Below are 17,598 nucleotides of genomic sequence, written 5' to 3' on the forward strand. Positions count from 1 at the left end.
GATGGAGCAGTCTGGTAGCTCGTCGGGCTCATAACCCGAAGGTCGTCGGTTCAAATCCGGCTCCCGCAACCAATTCTACTAGTAGGTATTACCTTACTAATTTATATCGCGCATTCTAAGTAATGCGCGTTTTGCGTTTTAGGCTATGTAGTTTAATTAGGTCAGTTTACTGACTCGCAACCAAGCTTGGCCCTCGGCCACACAGTTTTATGCTTTATTGGTGTGACGCCCCGCTTGGTTCGGGGCGTTGTTGTATCTGCACCTTACGATTTGTGGCAATTGCTATCAAATTAAAATTTAAACTCAGTATTTTAGGGCTATAAGCCCTTTTTTTGTTTGTATGGAGGATTTTCGTGACAAAACTTGAACAAGATTTAGTAACCATGTTAACGCCTGCGGTAGAAATGTTAGGCTTTGAGTTGCATGGTCTTGAATTTGTACAAGCGGGTCGCCATTCTACCTTAAGAGTATATATTGCTCATGAGGATGGGATCTCAGTTGATAACTGTGCGGATGCCAGTCGCCAAATTAGTGCGATTTTAGACGTCGAAGACCCAATTACAAATGAATATGATTTGGAAGTATCGTCTCCTGGTGTTGATCGTCTATTATTCAAACAAGATCACTACGAGCAGGCGCAAGGAGAGGAAGTACGCGTGCGTACTAAACTTCCACAGGATGGTCGTCGTAATTTTAAAGGCGACTTAGTAGCAGTTAGCAGCGATATGATCACACTATCTAGCGATGGTGCAGAGCATCTGATCATGCTTAGTAACATCGAACGTGCGAATTTAATCGCGAAGTTTTAAATTCGAGTGCGAAGGAATAGGGCAAGCGAGGCATTACCCATGGCAAAAGAGATATTATTGGTTGCTGAAGCCGTTTCCAATGAGAAAGCGGTTCCAAAAGAAAAGATTTTTGAAGCTCTAGAGTTCGCTCTAGCGACAGCGACAAAGAAAAAACACGATGGCGAAATTGAAGTACGTGTAGCCATTGACCGTAAAACCGGTGATTACGATACGTTCCGTCGCTGGCAAATTGCCGCTGTATTAGAAGATGGTTCATTAGAGAACCCATACAGCGAAATCACTCTAGAAGCAGCACAGGTTGAAGAACCTGATTTGCAAATGGGTGATTATGTTGAAGAGCAAATTGACTCAATCAAATTTGACCGTATTACAACACAAATGGCTAAGCAAGTTATCGTACAAAAAGTACGTGAAGCTGAGCGCGCTTTAGTTGTTGAAGCATACAAAGATCAAGAAGGCGAGCTGGTAACGGGTGTTGTTAAAAAAGCAACTCGCGATGCAATCGTACTTGATTTAGGTAACAACGCAGAAGCGGTAATTTACCGTGATGATATGTTGCCACGTGAAAACTTCCGCCCGGGTGATCGAATCCGTGGTCTTTTATATGAAGTTAAACCTGAAGCACGCGGTGCACAATTATTTGTAACGCGCTCTAAACCTGAAATGCTAATGGAATTATTCCGCATTGAGGTGCCAGAAATTGGCGAAGAGATGATTGAGTTACGTGCAGCTGCACGTGATCCAGGTTCACGCGCTAAAATTGCTGTTAAATCTAACGACAAACGCATTGATCCAATTGGTGCATGTGTTGGTATGCGTGGCGCACGAGTTCAAGCTGTATCGTCTGAGCTTGGTGGCGAACGTGTTGACATCGTACTTTACGATGACAACCCAGCACAATTTGTTATCAATGCAATGGCGCCAGCAGAAGTTGCTTCAATCGTAATGGATGAAGACACTCACTCAATGGATATCGCTGTAGAAGCCGATAACCTAGCGCAAGCAATTGGTCGTAATGGTCAGAATGTTCGTTTAGCAAGCCAATTAACTGGCTGGGAACTAAACGTAATGACTGTTGAAGACATGCGTACTAAAAATGAAGCTGAATCTGATAAGTTACTTAACTTATTCACTGAAAATTTAGATATAGATGATGAGTTTGCATCATTACTTATTAACGAAGGTTTCTCGACACTTGAAGAAGTGGCGTATGTACCTGCGTCTGAATTTTTAGAAATTGATGGTCTTGATGAAGAGACTGTAGATTTATTGCGTTCACGCGCAAAAGATGCATTGACAACTAAAGCACTTAAAACGGAAGAAAGCTTAGATGGCGCAGAGCCAGCTGAAGACTTACTTGCGCTTGAAGGCTTAGAGCGTCACTTAGCATTTGTTATGGCAAGCAAAGGTGTTGTTACACTTGAAGACTTGGCAGAGCAAGGTATTGACGAATTAGTTGATATCACAGAACTTTCATCTGAAAAAGCGGGTGAACTGATTATGGCTGCACGAAACATTTGTTGGTTTGCAGACGAGTAATTTATTAACGGAGGTATTACACACTATGGCAGAAGTAAATGTTGAAAAACTAGCCGGCGATATAGGTACAACTGTTGATAAATTGCTACAGCAGTTTTCACAAGCAGGTATCACTAAGCAAGCAACTGATAACGTAACAGAAGCTGAAAAAGCAACGTTACTTGATCATTTAAGCAAGCATCATGGTGGTACAGGTTCAGATGGCCCAGCGCGTATGACTTTACAACGTAAGAGCAAAAGCACATTAAGTGTGACTGGTTCTACGGGTAAAGCTAAAGATGTTCAAGTTGAAGTTCGCAAAACACGTACCTACGTGAAGAAAAGCGCAATGGAACAAGAACAAGAGCAAGCACGCTTAGCCGCTGAAGAAAAAGCCCGTCTTGAACAGCAACAAAAAGCTGAACAAGAAGCCGCAGAATTAAAAGCGAAACAAGAGGCAGAACGTAAAGCGAAAGAAGAAGCTGACCGTAAAGCCAAAGAAGAAGCTAAACGCAAAGCTGATGCAGAGCGTAAAGCGAAACAAAAGCAGATGACCCCAGAGCAAAGTGCTAAGTCTGAGAAAGATCGCATAGAAGCTGAGCGTCTGCAAAAAGAAGCAGAAGAGGCCGCATTGAAGAAAGCTGAAGAAGAAGCGAAACGTCAAGCAGAAGAGGCAAGAAAGCTAGCTGAAGAGAATTCAGCACGCTGGAAGAAAGAAGAAGAAGAACGTAAGAAACGCGAAGAAACAGCGGATCACCATCTTACGACTTCGACTTATGCACGTGAAGCAGAAGATGTTGCCGATGCTCGTGATGAGCAAGGCACTCGCCGTGCTAAGAAAAAGAAAAAAGCGCCAGCAAAAGATAAATTTGCAGCGTCAAGAGGCCGTAACAAGTCTAAATTAAAAGCACCAGCATCGCTGCAGCATGGTTTCCAAAAACCAACTGTTGATGTTAAAAATGAAGTGCGTATTAGCGAAACAATTACAGTAGCTGAGCTTGCATCACGCATGGCTGTTAAAGGCGCTGAAGTTGTTAAAACAATGATGAAAATGGGTGACATGGTTACTATTAACCAAGTGATCGACCAAGAAGCTGCACAACTAGTTGCAGAAGAAATGGGTCACAAGGTTATCATTGTTAAAGAAAACGAATTAGAGCAAACAGTACTTAACGACCGCCATGAAGATGGTAAGTCAGAGCCTCGTGCTCCAGTAGTAACTGTAATGGGTCACGTTGACCATGGTAAAACATCGACTCTAGATTACATTCGTTCTGCGAAGGTTGCTTCTGGCGAAGCCGGTGGTATTACACAGCATATCGGTGCATACCATGTTGATGTAAACGGCAATATGATTACCTTCTTAGATACTCCAGGACATGCTGCATTTACATCAATGCGTGCTCGTGGTGCTAAAGCGACAGATATCGTAATCTTAGTGGTTGCAGCAGATGATGGTGTTATGCCACAAACTAAAGAAGCGGTACAGCACGCACGTGCAGCTGGCGTTCCTTTAATCATTGCTGTAAACAAAATGGATAAAGAAGGCGCAGATCCAGATCGCGTTAAAAACGAACTAGCTCAGCTAGACGTTATCCCTGAAGAATGGGGCGGCGATACGCAGTACGTTCATATCTCAGCTAAAACTGGTCTAGGTATTGATGACCTTCTTGAAGCCGTACTTATGCAATCTGAGCTTTTAGAGCTTTCTGCCCCTACCGAAGGTATGGCTGCAGGTGTTGTTATTGAATCTCGTCTTGATAAAGGCCGTGGTCCAGTTGCATCAGTACTTGTTCAATCTGGTACGCTTAACCAAGGTGACATCGTATTATGTGGTCTTGAGTATGGCCGTGTTCGTGCAATGCGCGATGAAAACGGTAAAGACATCAAGTCGGCAGGTCCATCGATTCCAGTAGAGATTTTAGGTCTTTCTGGTATTCCAGCTGCGGGCGACGAAGCAACTGTAGTTAAAGATGAGCGTAAAGCGCGTGAAGTTGCTTTATACCGTCAAGGTAAGTTCCGCGATGTTAAACTAGCACGTCAACAAAAAGCTAAGCTTGAAAACATGTTTACTAACATGACTGAAGGTGATGTTTCTGAAGTTAACGTGGTACTTAAAGCAGATGTTCAAGGTTCTATCGAAGCAATCTCTGATTCACTAACTAAACTTTCTACTGATGAAGTAAAAGTGAAGATTGTAGGCTCTGGTGTTGGTGGTATTACTGAGACTGATGCGACACTAGCTGCAGCGTCTAACGCAATTGTAGTTGGCTTTAACGTTCGTGCTGATGCTTCTGCTCGTAAAGTGATTGATACTGAAAACTTAGACCTTCGTTATTACAGCGTAATTTATGCCTTAATCGAAGAAGTTAAGCAAGCAATGTCAGGCATGCTAGCACCTGAGTTTAAACAAGAAATCATTGGTCTTGCGCAAGTTCGTGACGTATTCAAGTCTCCAAAAATTGGCGCAATTGCTGGTTGTATGGTTACTGAAGGTGTTATTAAACGTAGCGCTCCAATCCGTGTACTACGTGAAAACGTGGTTATCTATGAAGGTGAACTTGAGTCACTTCGTCGCTTTAAAGACGATGTTGCTGATGTTCGTAACGGCATGGAATGTGGTATCGGCGTTAAGAACTACAATGACGTACGTGTTGGTGACCAAATCGAAGTATTTGAAACAGTTGAAGTACAACGTACTCTTTAATTGTTAGCTCGCTAAACTAATAAATGGGGGCTTAGCCCCCATTTGTGTATCCATTATTTAATTAGCTTATTATTAAATTTCAATAAGTTATGATTTTAGGACAAATGCAATGAGAGAATTTTCTCGCACTGATCGTGTTGCACAGCAAATCCAAAAAGAAATTGCTGTAATTTTACAACGCGAAATTAAAGATCCACGCTTAGGTATGGTGACAGTGTCAGCGGTAGAAGTATCGCGTGATTTATCTTATGCCAAAATTTTCATCACTGTGTTTAACACACAAGATGAAGATGCAGCTAAGCAAAGCGCTAAAGTACTTAATGAAGCAACGGGTTATATTCGCTCGTTACTTGGTAAGCGTATTCGTGCTCGTATAATGCCTGAGTTAAAGTTTGTAGTTGATAATTCACTGATGGAAGGTATGCGTATTTCTAATTTAGTGGATTCTATTATCCGCGAAGATAACGCAAAGCATGTCGATGAAGATGTAGAAAGTGTTGATGCTGATATTTCAGATAGTGAACAAAGTACTAAGCACGTAGAAGATACAGATAGCGAAGAAGGCACTGATACAGATGGCAAAGCGCAGTAAAGGCCGTGCAGTTGACGGTATTTTGTTGTTAAACAAACCGCAAGGCATTTCATCAAATAAAGCTCTGCAGCAAGCGAAAGGTGTTTATTTTGCACAAAAAGCTGGCCACACTGGGGCTTTAGACCCGCTTGCTACAGGTATGCTGCCAATTTGTTTTGGTGAGGCGACTAAGTTTACGCAGTTTTTACTCGATACAGATAAAACCTATATTGTTCGTGCAAAACTGGGTGAGCGTACAACGACATCAGATTCTGATGGCGAAATCGTAAGCACGAAAGATGTGAATGTGACGCGTGAGCAGTTAACAAAAGAAATTGCAGCTTTTGTTGGTGAGTCAGATCAATATCCATCAATGTACTCAGCACTTAAGTATCAAGGTAGACCATTATATAAGTACGCACGAGAGGGTATTGAAGTCCCTCGTAAATGCAGAAAAATAAATGTGTTTAGCTTATCGTTTGACGAATTTGATGAACAAAACAACGTATTACAAATGACGGCTCATGTATCAAAAGGGACGTATATTCGTACAATCGTTGATGATTTGGGCGAAAACCTAGGGTGTGGCGCACACGTTATAATGCTTCACAGAACTGCTGTTGGTCAGTACCCGGCAGATAAAATGGTTTCGCTTGATGAAATTGAAGCGTTGCTTGCTAAAGCGAAAGCAGAAGAGCTTGCGCCTTCTACTTATTTAGACTCGTTGTTATTACCTATAGACACTGCTTTAACTGATTTACCTGTTATTGAAATTTCGAAAGAGCAGGGCAAAGTATTTAGTCATGGGCAAGCAGTCGAGTTACCAGAAGCTTTACCTGAGGGGGCAATTAAAGTTGTTGCGGATGGTGTGTTTATTGGTACTGGCGAGCGCAACTCAAGTGGCCATTTAAAGGTTAAACGTGGTCTTGCTAGCCAGCAAGATGATTACGTAAAGCCTGAATAAGCAATTAGTGTGCCCAGCAGTGGCTTATTAGTTGTAGATGGGAATAATTAACTTGTAGTTATTCCCACAGTTGGTAGAATACGCCGGCTTAATCGTTTTGGCTGAATTAGTGATCGGCTAAGACACCTTTTAAATTTAATTTTTGGAGTTACTATGTCACTAAGCAATCAAGAAAAAATCGATATCATTGCTAAATTTGCACGTGCAGAAGGCGATACAGGTTCATCAGAAGTACAAGTAGCATTACTTACTTATGATATCAACAAGCTTCAAGGTCACTTTGCTGATCACAAGCATGACTTCCACTCACGCCGTGGTCTGCTTCGTAAAGTAAGCACTCGCCGTAAACTACTTGATTACCTTAAAGGTAAAGATATCACTAGTTATACTGCACTAATCAAAGAACTTGGCCTACGTCGTTAAGAACTAGATTATAGAAATGGGAGCTTTTTAGCTCCTTTTTTTGTGCCTAAAATTTGTGTTTGAAAATAAAACAAATTTATAAACTTATTGAATTATATTGTAAAACTCCTATTTCATAGCTTATCAAGCATCGTTGTATTTACCCGCTCATTAGCCCAGCTTAAATCTAGTAGCTAGTGTGTGTTGACCTTTCGTGATTAATTTTGCAGCTGTATGTTTGGTCTTTAGGCAAGGCAGCGCCTATGTAGTGTGGTTATTCCCCCATAAATAGGCGATAACGCAGCATAAATGCCAAACATGCGCTGCCCTGCGGGTTCATCCTAGGGGCGATTAACTCTTTGTTGCTCGATTTTTACTTAGCCCACTAGGTTACAAATCTCGCGCCGTGATTAAATCGCCCCTAGATTGAACAAATTTCAATCCACAAAGATCAACACACCCTAGACTCGCATTTTGAAGTAGCTTTGGTATATACTATGCGCGTAGGTAAAAAGGTTTATCTGCAATTATTCACATCATTGCCAATTGTAGTACTTAATTGATTTCCAACTGAATACAATTATGTACTGTAATTGGTACTTTGATGACAACTTATTAGAATACATTTAAGGAATATTTTAAGTGCAAGCAATTATTAAAGAATTCAAACTAGGTCAACATACAGTGACTCTAGAAACTGGTGCAATCGCTCGTCAAGCAGACGGCGCTGTACTTGCAAGCATTGGCGACACTTCAGTTTTAGTAACTGTTGTTGGTAAGCGTGAAGCACAACCTGGTCAAGACTTTTTCCCACTAACAGTTAACTACCAAGAGCGTATGTACGCTGCTGGTCGTATCCCTGGTGGTTTCTTAAAGCGTGAAGGCCGTCCTAACGATGGCGAAACTCTTATTGCACGTCTTATTGACCGTCCAATTCGTCCACTTTTCCCAAGCGGCTTTGTAAACGAAGTACAAGTTATTGCTACTGTTGTTTCTGTTAACCCTGAAATCCAACCTGATATGGTTGCGATGATTGGTACTTCAGCAGCACTTGCTATCTCTGGTATCCCGTTCAGTGGTCCAATTGGTGCATCTCGCGTTGGTTACATCAACGGCGAATACGTACTTAACCCTACATTAAAAGAGCTTGAAGAAAGCCAACTTGATTTAGTGGTAGCCGGTACTGATAAAGCGGTACTTATGGTTGAATCAGAAGCTAACGTACTTGCAGAAGATGTAATGCTTGGCGCTGTTGTATATGGTCATGAGCAATCTCAAGCGATCATTACTGCAATCGAAGAATTTAAAGCGCAAGCAGGCAAGCCTACTTGGGATTGGACTGCACCTGAGAAAAATGTTGCATTAGAAGATAAAGTAGCAACTATTGCTGCTGAAAAAGTAGGCGCAGCTTACTTAATCACTGATAAAGTAGCGCGTAAAGAAGCTCTTGGTGAAGCTAAAGATGAAGTTGTTGCAGTATTAACAGCTGAACTTGCTGAAGGCGAGTCTTTAGACAAGCAAGAAATTGGCAAAATCTTCGGTTCACTTGAGAAGAAAATCGTTCGTGGCCGTATCGCTGCTGGCGAAAAACGTATCGATGGTCGTGAACCAGATATGATTCGTGCACTAGACGTAATGACTGGCGTATTACCGCGTACTCACGGTTCTGCTATCTTTACACGTGGTGAAACTCAAGCGTTAGTAACAGCGACACTTGGTACAGAACGTGATTCACAGTTAATCGACGATTTAACTGGTACTCATAAAAACCACTTTATGCTTAACTACAACTTCCCTCCATTCTGTGTAGGTGAAACTGGTTTTGTTGGTTCTCCTAAGCGTCGTGAAATCGGCCATGGTAACCTTGCTAAGCGTGGTATTTCAGCTGTAATGCCTACACTTACTGAGTTCCCTTACTCAATCCGTGTAGTATCTGAAATTACTGAATCAAACGGTTCTTCTTCAATGGCGTCTGTTTGTGGTACTTCTCTAGCACTTATGAACGCGGGTGTACCAATTAAAGCATCTGTTGCTGGTATTGCGATGGGTCTAGTTAAAGAAGACGATAAATTCGTTGTTCTTTCTGACATTTTAGGTGATGAAGATCACTTAGGTGACATGGACTTTAAAGTTGCTGGTACTGCTGCAGGTATTACTGCACTTCAAATGGATATCAAAATCGAAGGTATCACTCAAGAAATCATGCAAATTGCGCTTAAACAAGCAAAAGCTGCACGTTTACATATCTTAGAAGTGATGGATGAAGCGATTTCTGCTCCTTCTGAAGAGCTATCAATGTTTGCTCCTCGCATATACACAATGAAAATCCCACAGAAGAAAATCGCTGAAGTTATTGGTAAAGGTGGCGCAACTATTCGTCAGCTTACTGAAGAAACTGGTACAACGATTGAAATCGGTGACGACGGTACAATTAAAATTGCCGCTACAGATGGCGAAAGTGCAGCTAATGCAATTAGCCGTATTGAGCAATTAACAGCTGAACTTGAAGTAGGTACTATCTACGAAGGTAAAGTTGTACGTATCGTAGACTTCGGTGCGTTTGTAAACATTCTTCCTGGTAAAGATGGTCTAGTACATATTTCTCAAATTAGTACTGAGCGCGTTAATAACGTGGCTGATCACCTTTCTGAAGGTCAAGAAGTTAAAGTTAAAGTACTAGAAGTAGATCGCCAAGGCCGTGTACGTCTAAGTATTAAAGAAGCAATGGAATCAGCAGCACCTGCAGCTGACGCGCCAACTGACGCGTAATTGCTAACTTATTAATCTAGTTATATTAGCTAGATAGTAAAAAAGGGGCTGTTTAGCCCCTTTTTTTATGCTTTAATGAAACCTTATTGGACAAGGTCTGTCTTATATTAATCGCGATATATCTTGGTATTAAGGATTTTAATGATACTCAAACATTTAGCTTTGGCATCTTTTGCTATTTTGTCTTTAAGCGCTTGCCAAACTACAACAGAATCAGAACCAACCCCGATTGTTAATGTGCCATTTACTGCACCTTTAGCTTCTGACTTTAGAAGTGAAATTGCTATTGCACGCTACTCAGAGCTATTAAATAGAGCCGACTTAAGCGAAGAGCAACAAGCTAAGCTTTATTACGACCGTGGTGTACTTTTTGATAGTCTAGGTATGACAACTCTTTCGCGTATTGATTTTAATCGCGCAGTAAAGCTTAAGCCTGATTTAGCTGAAGTGTATAATTTTTTAGGTATTCAACATACGCTTATGCAGCAGTATGAAAAAGCCTATGAGTTTTTCGATTCTGCCCTTGAACTTGATGAAGAGCATGAATACGCCTATTTAAATCGAGGTATCGCACTGTATTACGGCGACAGAGCAGGCCTTGCTAAAAATGATTTTAATGAATTTTTAGCTCGCTCTCCAAAAGATCCGTACCGAGTTTTATGGGTTTATTTAGCACAAGCACAAGAGGATAAAGCCGTTGCGCTTGATGCACTTAAACAAAATGCCACTGCGCTTGATGAATCACAATGGGCGTACCAGTTAATTTCTCTTTATACGGGGGATATGAGTGAACATGCATTTTTATCTGGCATTAGTGATGGTGTTAGAACTGAGCAAGAATATGCGCAGCGTTTATGCGAAGCTTATTTTTATTTAGCTAAAATGCATCAAGCAGCAGGTGAGCTGTATTTAGCATCAGACTACTTTAGGCTTGCGCTAGCAACTAATGTACACGAGTTTATTGAGTACAAATATGCGCGTTTAGAGCTTGAGTTGATGCAAGGTGTTGACGCAAGTTAAGCGTTTTAAATTAATAGGTGTATTACTATGTTGTTTGTTAATTACAGGCTCGAGTAATCACCTAGGCGCTATTGGCTTTTGGCATGTTTTAAACGCAAAAGCTAATGTGCTACAAAGTTATTGGAAATCACCTGGTTATTTTTCTGATCACTTAGAGCAGTTACCAAATACCTCTTTAGCTATACTCGCCCGCAGTAAAATTTCTTCAGCCCAATATATGTATTCTCTTAAGCTTATTAAAAACAGTCAGAGCGATACTGCAAAACAATTTTGGCTCTCCGCTATAAATGACTTAACAATCCCAGAGCGTAAAATATTAGCAACAAAGTTACTTGAGCACTCACGTTGGAGCGATTTAAAGTTACTCGCTAGTAAAAACAAATTACCAGCAGGGGATGTGCTAAATCATCTAAAACTTCAGTTAAAAACACCACAGAGTAAAGTATCTAGTGAGTTTATCCACGCTCTCGGTTTTTCATCTTTAAGAAATATAAGCAAACCTAATAAGCAATGTATGTTTAACGTGCTGGCTATGAGCGATCATCGTAGTGGCTTATATAAACTCACCGAGTTTATTAATGCTTATAATAAACAGCCAGAGCCCCGTGAAAATATTTTTTGCTTTTCAAAACCAGTTTACGTTGCAGGTATGCTTGAGTGTAAAAGTAGCATTAATCAAATAGCAAAGTGTGACTGGCAATCAGCTAAACTCAATAACCAGCTTCCTAACAATTTTGATTTTATAGTAATGATGCCAAAAGATGGAACGGCTAATGTTACTAAAGGAACAATGCTAATAAACTCAAAAGCAAAATACAGTGTGTTTTTGCATGAGTTGATGCATTTTAACGGTTTTGAAGATGAATATGCGTTACCTAAAGCTAAACAAGCATGGTTGTGTGCAAAAACGGGTTTTGTGGCACCTAATTTATTTATTTCTCATGATGAGTCGCCCCCAATAGGCTGGCATAAAGCAAAGAGTTGCCAGATAGGTGGTGTTGCATATAAACCTAGTGAAAATTGGTCTATTATGCAATATCAGCAGTTAGGGCTCTCGGCGCAGTATAGAGAGATTTGGTTGAAGCATTTAGATATGACCAATGGTAATTCTTATCGCCACTCCAGCGCGCTTACATTTGCAAATAAGGCCATATTAAATTAACAATTATCAGTATTAATTAATTGTTTTTGTAGGCTTAATAAATTGTTAGTTCATGTTTAAAAAACACCCATACAGAACCGCTTTTTATAGACAAAATCAGTGTTTTTCAGTATAACTATAGTCATTAATGTCGTTTAAAAACAGGCAGTAAAAGCATCCCTTAGTATTAAAAAGAGATGCCCTGATAAACTTATGATTATAAAAGGCCCTACATTATGACTTTGCTCTGGATACCCTTGTTATCCTTAATTGGCAGTGTTATTTCTGCATGCACAGGTAAGTTATCCCGCAATTTAAGCACTAGTTTAACGGCTCTTGCGCCTCTAACGGCTTTGGGAATAACTTTATACCATGCACCTGCAGTTTTAGCGGGCGAAACCATTCGTTACTCTTTCGCTTGGATCCCGTCAATAGGGCTCGACCTATCTCTGCGGTTAGACGGCCTCAGTTTATTGTTTATGTTTATGATTTTAGGCATAGGCTTGCTCGTTATTCTCTACACGCGTTACTACCTCAGTGCCAACGACTCAATGGCTAAGTTATATAGTTATTTAATGCTGTTTATGACCGCAATGCTTGGCATTGTTATGTCTAACAATGTTATTCAGCTGTGGTTGTTTTGGGAATTAACGAGCATCAGCTCATTTTTATTAATTAGTTTTTGGTGGCATAAGTCTGAAGCGCGAAAGGGGGCTCGTATGGCTCTTGCTGTAACAGGCGCGGGCGGCTTAGCGTTACTTGCAGGCTTAATGCTATTAGGTGATATTGTTGGTAGTTATGACCTAGATGTTATCCTAGCGAGTAAAGCGATAATTCAATCTCACGATTTATACGAAGTAGCATTAGTATTGGTGCTATTGGGTGCGTTTACTAAATCGGCACAATTTCCATTTCATTTTTGGCTTCCTCATGCAATGGCAGCGCCTACGCCAGTGAGCGCGTATTTACATTCTGCAACCATGGTAAAAGCCGGTATATTTTTGTTAGCACGTTTTCATCCGGCTTTAGCTGGCACCGATACGTGGTTCTTACTTGTTGGATTAACAGGTTTAGCTACGCTGTTGTTTGGTGCTTATATAGCATTATTCAAACACGATTTAAAAGGATTGTTAGCCTACTCAACAATAAGCCATTTGGGTTTAATAACGCTATTACTAGGGCTTGATACTGAGCTTGCGACTGTTGCTGCTATATTTCATATAATTAACCATGCAACGTTTAAAGCGTCGTTATTTATGGCCGTTGGTATTATCGATCATGAAACAGGCACGCGCGATATGCGTAAATTAAATGGTATGTGGCGATACTTACCATACACTGCAACGCTTGCAATGGTCGCGGCGGCTGCAATGGCAGGGGTTCCATTACTTAATGGCTTCTTGTCTAAAGAGATGTTTTTTGCAGAAACGCTGCATCAGCAAGTGCTTGGTTCTATGTCGTGGTTAATTCCAGTACTGGCAACGGTTGCAGGCGCATTAGCTGTTGCGTACTCCGCACGCTTTATTCATGACGTGTTCTTTAATGGTGAGCCAATCGATTTACCTCGCACGCCGCACGAACCGCCACGTTATATGCGAGTACCAATAGAAATATTAGTTGTGATTTGTTTGCTAGTGGGTATGTTCCCACACTTTACAATTGATGGCATTTTATCTGCGGCCTCTTTAGCTGTACTTGGAAAAGAAATGCCAGTTTACGAATTGGCTATTTGGCACGGGTTTAACTTGCCTCTATTAATGAGTGCAATGGCGATTGCTGGCGGTTTATTTATTTATATTAATCGTAAATATCTATTTCAGTTTCAAGCATCATTACCACCTTTAAATGCTAAAAAAACCTTTGAACGTGTAATTTTAAGTGTTGTTGCTTGGTGTCAGTCAAAGGTAAGCAGTATCGAAAATGGATCGCTGCAGCGCTACCTAGTAATTATGTTAGCGGTAGTCTTACTGTGTGCCGGTTGGCCATTATTTGAAATGCAACAACTTGCTGGCAGCATGCCACTTACCCCTGTTGATGTGCACAATGCAATTGGTGCGGGCTTATTGATTATTGGTGCTCTTGCTACCGTTATTTGGCATCGCTCTCGAATGGTATCGTTGTTAATGCTCTCAATCGTAGGGTTAATGGTATCGGTTGTGTTCACACGTTTTTCTGCTCCAGATTTAGCGCTTACACAGTTAACTGTTGAGGTTGTTACTATTATTTTACTTATGCTGGCATTGTTTTTCTTGCCCCAGCATACGCCAAAAGAATCAAGTTCATTACGCGTACTTCGAGATTTAGGAATTGCCTCTACGTTAGGTGTAGTTATAGCGAGTATCTGTTATGCATTACTTACACGTCCATTAGATTCAATCTCAGACTTCTTTATTGCTAACGCTAAAATTGGTGGCGGTGGTACTAATGTAGTTAACGTTATTTTAGTCGACTTTAGGGGCTTTGATACGCTTGGTGAAATTACCGTATTAGGCATTGCCGCATTAGGTATATTTAAAGTACTTTCTCGAATCCCATTATTTATGCCAGCAAGTGACAGCGAAGGGCGCCCATGGGCACGAGAGCGCCATCCAATATTACTGGCGAGTATTTCACAAAGTTTATTACCGCTTGCGTTATTGGTTTCTGCATATATTTTCTTACGCGGACATAACTTACCTGGCGGTGGCTTTATTGCAGGACTGGTAACGTCAATCGCGTTTATTTTGCAATACATGGCGCATGGTACAGCATGGATAAACGGACGTTTTGATGTTAATTATCGTAAAATCATAGCTTCAGGCATTGGTATTTCACTGTTCACTGGTGTGGGTAGCTGGTTCTTTGATAAGCCATTTTTAACAACTTGGTTTGACTACTTTGATATTCCGTTTGTCGGTAAAACAGAGCTTGCCAGCGCGATTGCATTTGACCTAGGTGTTTACTTAACGGTTGTAGGCGCTACGCTAATGATTTTGGCAAGCTTAGGTAATATGACGGCAGATACCCAGAAAAAAGAGGTAAATATTTAATGGAATTATTGTACGCATCTTGCGTTGGAGTATTGGTCAGTTGCGGTGTGTTTTTACTGCTAAGAGCTCGTACGTTCCCTGTAGTACTTGGGCTTACTATGATTTCATATGCTGTTAACTTATTTTTATTTTCAGCAGGTCGTCTTACTATTAATAAAGCGGTAGTGCTTGGTACTGGTACAGAATACGCCGACCCATTACCTCAAGCTTTAGTGCTTACAGCTATTGTTATTGGTTTTGCGATGACCGCATTCGTGGTTATTTTGGCAATACGTGGACGCGCCGATTTAGGTAGCGATCATGTTGATGGTTATGTGCCTAACACCTCTGCAGATAATAAGGAGCAAAAATGATCCAACATTTAGCTTCGCTCCCTATTTTATTACCTATGCTGACGGCCGTTATTTTACTGCTGCCACCATGTGGTAAAAGCGTTAAAATTCGCCGCTTAGTTTCAATTGTAATGGCAATAGCTACTTTTGCCATTAGTGTGCTTTTACTTGTACATGTTAATAATACAGGTATTAACGTTTACGCTATTGGTAATTGGTCTGCACCATTTGGAATAGTCTTAGTAGCCGATATGTTGTCTACCTTATTGGTTACGTTAACTTCATTTTTAGGTTTGGGCGCTATTTTATATGGTAGTGCTGGTGATGATGAAAAAGGCAGCTTTTATCACCCACTTGTTCACTTTTTGATATTAGGTGTAAATGGCGCGTTTTTAACTGGCGATTTATTTAACCTATTTGTATTTTTTGAAGTGCTACTGATTGCATCTTATGCATTGTTAATGCACGCAGGTGATAAACAAAATACTCGCGCGGCATTGCAATATGTAATATTGAATTTAGTTGGCTCAAGTGTATTTTTAATCGGTTTGGGGATTTTGTACGGTGTGCTTGGTACGCTTAATATTGCAGATATGACGCAAAAGGTATCACTACTTACAGGTGATGATGTATATCTAGCAAAAGCAGGCGGCTTACTACTATTAATAGTATTTGCTTTAAAAGGCGCACTATTACCTCTGCATTTATGGCTTCCAAATACTTACGCAAGTGCTAAACCTGTGGTTGCTGCATTGTTTGCGATTATGACTAAAGTAGGCGTTTACGCTATGCTTCGTGTTTATACGGTGATATTTGGCGAACAAGCAGGAGCGCTTGAACACATGGCGCAGCCTTGGCTTTGGGGCTTAGCAATTGCGACCATTATAGTAGGTGCAATTGGTGTGATGGCAGCACAAGACTTACGTAAACTCACCTCTAACTTAGTATTAGTATCGGTAGGTACGCTGGTTGCGCTAATAGCATTGCAAAATGTAAATGCCACTGCTGCACTTTTATATTATTTAGTGCATTCAACACTTGTTAGTGCCGCACTATTTTTACTAGCAGACTTAGTTTCAATCCAGCGCGGTAAAGTTGGCGATAGACTAGTAGCAGGTCGCTCTGTAAAACAGCCATTTTTATTAGGTGTGTGCTTTATTATTGCGTCTTTGACGGTAGTTGGTATGCCACCACTATCAGGCTTTGTAGGTAAAATTTGGATACTTAAAGCGACATTAAACAGTGAGCAAGCTTTACTATTTTGGCCAGTATATTTAGTAACAAGTTTTGCGTTGTTAGTAGCGCTTTCGCGCGCTGGCACAACTTTGTTCTGGGAGCATAGAAGCAAAAGTAGCGAAAATGCCGATTGTGCAAGTGCACACCCGTTGCAGGTAACTGTAATCATAGCTTTACTTGCATGTTCGCCATTGCTCGTTATTTTGGGCGGACCAATAAGTGAATATATGCTAAATGCTGCTACTCAGTTACATGATCTAAGCGGCGGTATTAATGCTGTACTTAAAGGAGGCATGTGATGAGATTACAAGCCCGTTTTCGTTGGTTACCAACGCCATTTCGTAGCTTATTTTTGTTTATGGTTTGGTTATTGTTAAACAATAGCGTATCGGTAGGGCACTTAGTATTAGCGACTATTTTTGCGATACTTATCCCTATATTAAGTTTTTCGTTTCGAGACCCTCAGCCACTGATTTTAAAGCCAGGCTTGGCGCTTAAGCAGTTACTTATAGTGCTATACGATATTGTTGTTGCAAATTTACAAGTGGCTTTACTTATACTTGGACCATCAAAAAAATTGCGTCCGGCCTTTATAAAAGTTCCTATAGATTTAACACACGACATGCCAATTACTATATTGGCTAGTTGTGTATCGCTTACACCTGGTACTGTGAGTGCAGAGGTTTATCCAATTGCTGAGTCGCTACCTGAAGGTGAAGAGCCAACGCAACGCTACTTACTGATACATGTGCTTGACCTTAAAGATGAAGAAGCACTTATCAAACAAATAAAACAACGCTACGAAGCTCCACTAAAGGAGATATTTCAATGTTAGATACTGTATTACTCATTGTTTTTTCGATGATTGGCTTATCATTATTGCTTAATTTATGGCGATTGATCATCGGTCCGTCAGTGCCTGACCGTGTTTTAGCGCTCGATACTATGTACATTAACGTCATCGCACTGATTATTTTATACAGCATTAGTATGGATACAGGGCTTTATTTTGAAGCTGCACTGCTTATTGCCATGCTAGGTTTTATAAGTACGGTTGCAGTGTGTAAGTATTTACTACGTGGCGATATAATTGAATAAGG

At 40.7% G+C, this 17,598-nt stretch carries 14 protein-coding genes; all 14 read left to right on the forward strand.

What is annotated here, in order from left to right; translation table 11 throughout:
- The first annotated feature begins 353 nt into the window (after positions 1–353).
- The 14 genes from rimP (at position 354) to I6E69_RS18305 (ending at position 17,596) form a co-directional block, all read left to right on the forward strand.
- On the forward strand, positions 354–809 hold the full coding sequence (rimP, locus tag I6E69_RS18240; RefSeq protein ID WP_002958482.1) for a ribosome maturation factor RimP: 456 nt from the start codon (positions 354–356) through the stop codon (positions 807–809).
- 39 nt (positions 810–848) lie between these two features.
- Positions 849–2,348, forward strand: coding sequence for a transcription termination factor NusA (nusA, locus tag I6E69_RS18245; RefSeq protein ID WP_002958483.1), 1,500 nt, complete (start codon positions 849–851; stop codon positions 2,346–2,348).
- A gap of 25 nt (positions 2,349–2,373) precedes the next feature.
- Positions 2,374–5,034: a translation initiation factor IF-2 gene (gene infB, locus I6E69_RS18250; RefSeq protein WP_002958484.1), complete on the forward strand. Its 2,661-nt coding sequence runs from the start codon at positions 2,374–2,376 to the stop codon at positions 5,032–5,034.
- A 109-nt stretch (positions 5,035–5,143) separates the two neighbouring features.
- Complete coding sequence (gene rbfA, locus I6E69_RS18255) at positions 5,144–5,626, forward strand: 30S ribosome-binding factor RbfA (protein ID WP_002958487.1); 483 nt, start codon at positions 5,144–5,146, stop codon at positions 5,624–5,626.
- Complete coding sequence (gene truB, locus I6E69_RS18260; protein WP_002958489.1) at positions 5,610–6,569, forward strand: tRNA pseudouridine(55) synthase TruB; 960 nt, start codon at positions 5,610–5,612, stop codon at positions 6,567–6,569. The genes rbfA and truB overlap by 17 nt, the downstream gene beginning before the upstream one ends.
- 153 nt (positions 6,570–6,722) lie before the next feature.
- Positions 6,723–6,992, forward strand: a complete 270-nt coding sequence (rpsO, locus tag I6E69_RS18265; protein ID WP_002958490.1) for a 30S ribosomal protein S15 — start codon at positions 6,723–6,725, stop codon at positions 6,990–6,992.
- Positions 6,993–7,613: 621 nt separating this feature from the next.
- Positions 7,614–9,740: a polyribonucleotide nucleotidyltransferase gene (pnp, locus tag I6E69_RS18270; RefSeq protein WP_002958491.1), complete on the forward strand. Its 2,127-nt coding sequence runs from the start codon at positions 7,614–7,616 to the stop codon at positions 9,738–9,740.
- A 141-nt stretch (positions 9,741–9,881) separates the two neighbouring features.
- Positions 9,882–10,760, forward strand: a complete 879-nt coding sequence (nlpI, locus tag I6E69_RS18275) for a lipoprotein NlpI (protein WP_002958493.1) — start codon at positions 9,882–9,884, stop codon at positions 10,758–10,760.
- On the forward strand, positions 10,747–11,922 hold the full coding sequence (locus tag I6E69_RS18280; protein ID WP_197121873.1) for a hypothetical protein: 1,176 nt from the start codon (positions 10,747–10,749) through the stop codon (positions 11,920–11,922). Before nlpI ends, I6E69_RS18280 begins: the two co-directional genes overlap by 14 nt.
- A gap of 215 nt (positions 11,923–12,137) precedes the next feature.
- Positions 12,138–14,930 carry a monovalent cation/H+ antiporter subunit A gene (locus I6E69_RS18285; RefSeq protein WP_024603510.1) on the forward strand — a complete coding sequence of 931 codons (2,793 nt, stop codon included), beginning with the start codon at positions 12,138–12,140 and terminating at the stop codon, positions 14,928–14,930.
- Positions 14,930–15,283: a Na+/H+ antiporter subunit C gene (locus I6E69_RS18290; protein WP_010554685.1), complete on the forward strand. Its 354-nt coding sequence runs from the start codon at positions 14,930–14,932 to the stop codon at positions 15,281–15,283. Before I6E69_RS18285 ends, I6E69_RS18290 begins: the two co-directional genes overlap by 1 nt.
- Positions 15,280–16,797 (forward strand): monovalent cation/H+ antiporter subunit D, encoded by a 1,518-nt coding sequence (locus I6E69_RS18295; protein WP_024595965.1) that lies wholly within the window; start codon positions 15,280–15,282, stop codon positions 16,795–16,797. The genes I6E69_RS18290 and I6E69_RS18295 overlap by 4 nt, the downstream gene beginning before the upstream one ends.
- Positions 16,797–17,333, forward strand: a complete 537-nt coding sequence (locus I6E69_RS18300) for a Na+/H+ antiporter subunit E (protein ID WP_002958499.1) — start codon at positions 16,797–16,799, stop codon at positions 17,331–17,333. Before I6E69_RS18295 ends, I6E69_RS18300 begins: the two co-directional genes overlap by 1 nt.
- Complete coding sequence (locus I6E69_RS18305; protein WP_007378493.1) at positions 17,327–17,596, forward strand: K+/H+ antiporter subunit F; 270 nt, start codon at positions 17,327–17,329, stop codon at positions 17,594–17,596. Before I6E69_RS18300 ends, I6E69_RS18305 begins: the two co-directional genes overlap by 7 nt.
- The last annotated feature ends 2 nt before the right edge of the window (positions 17,597–17,598 follow it).

Origin of the sequence: Pseudoalteromonas sp. NZS100 (assembly GCF_015864815.1) — a bacterium.
Classification (GTDB): Bacteria; Pseudomonadota; Gammaproteobacteria; order Enterobacterales; family Alteromonadaceae; genus Pseudoalteromonas; species Pseudoalteromonas distincta.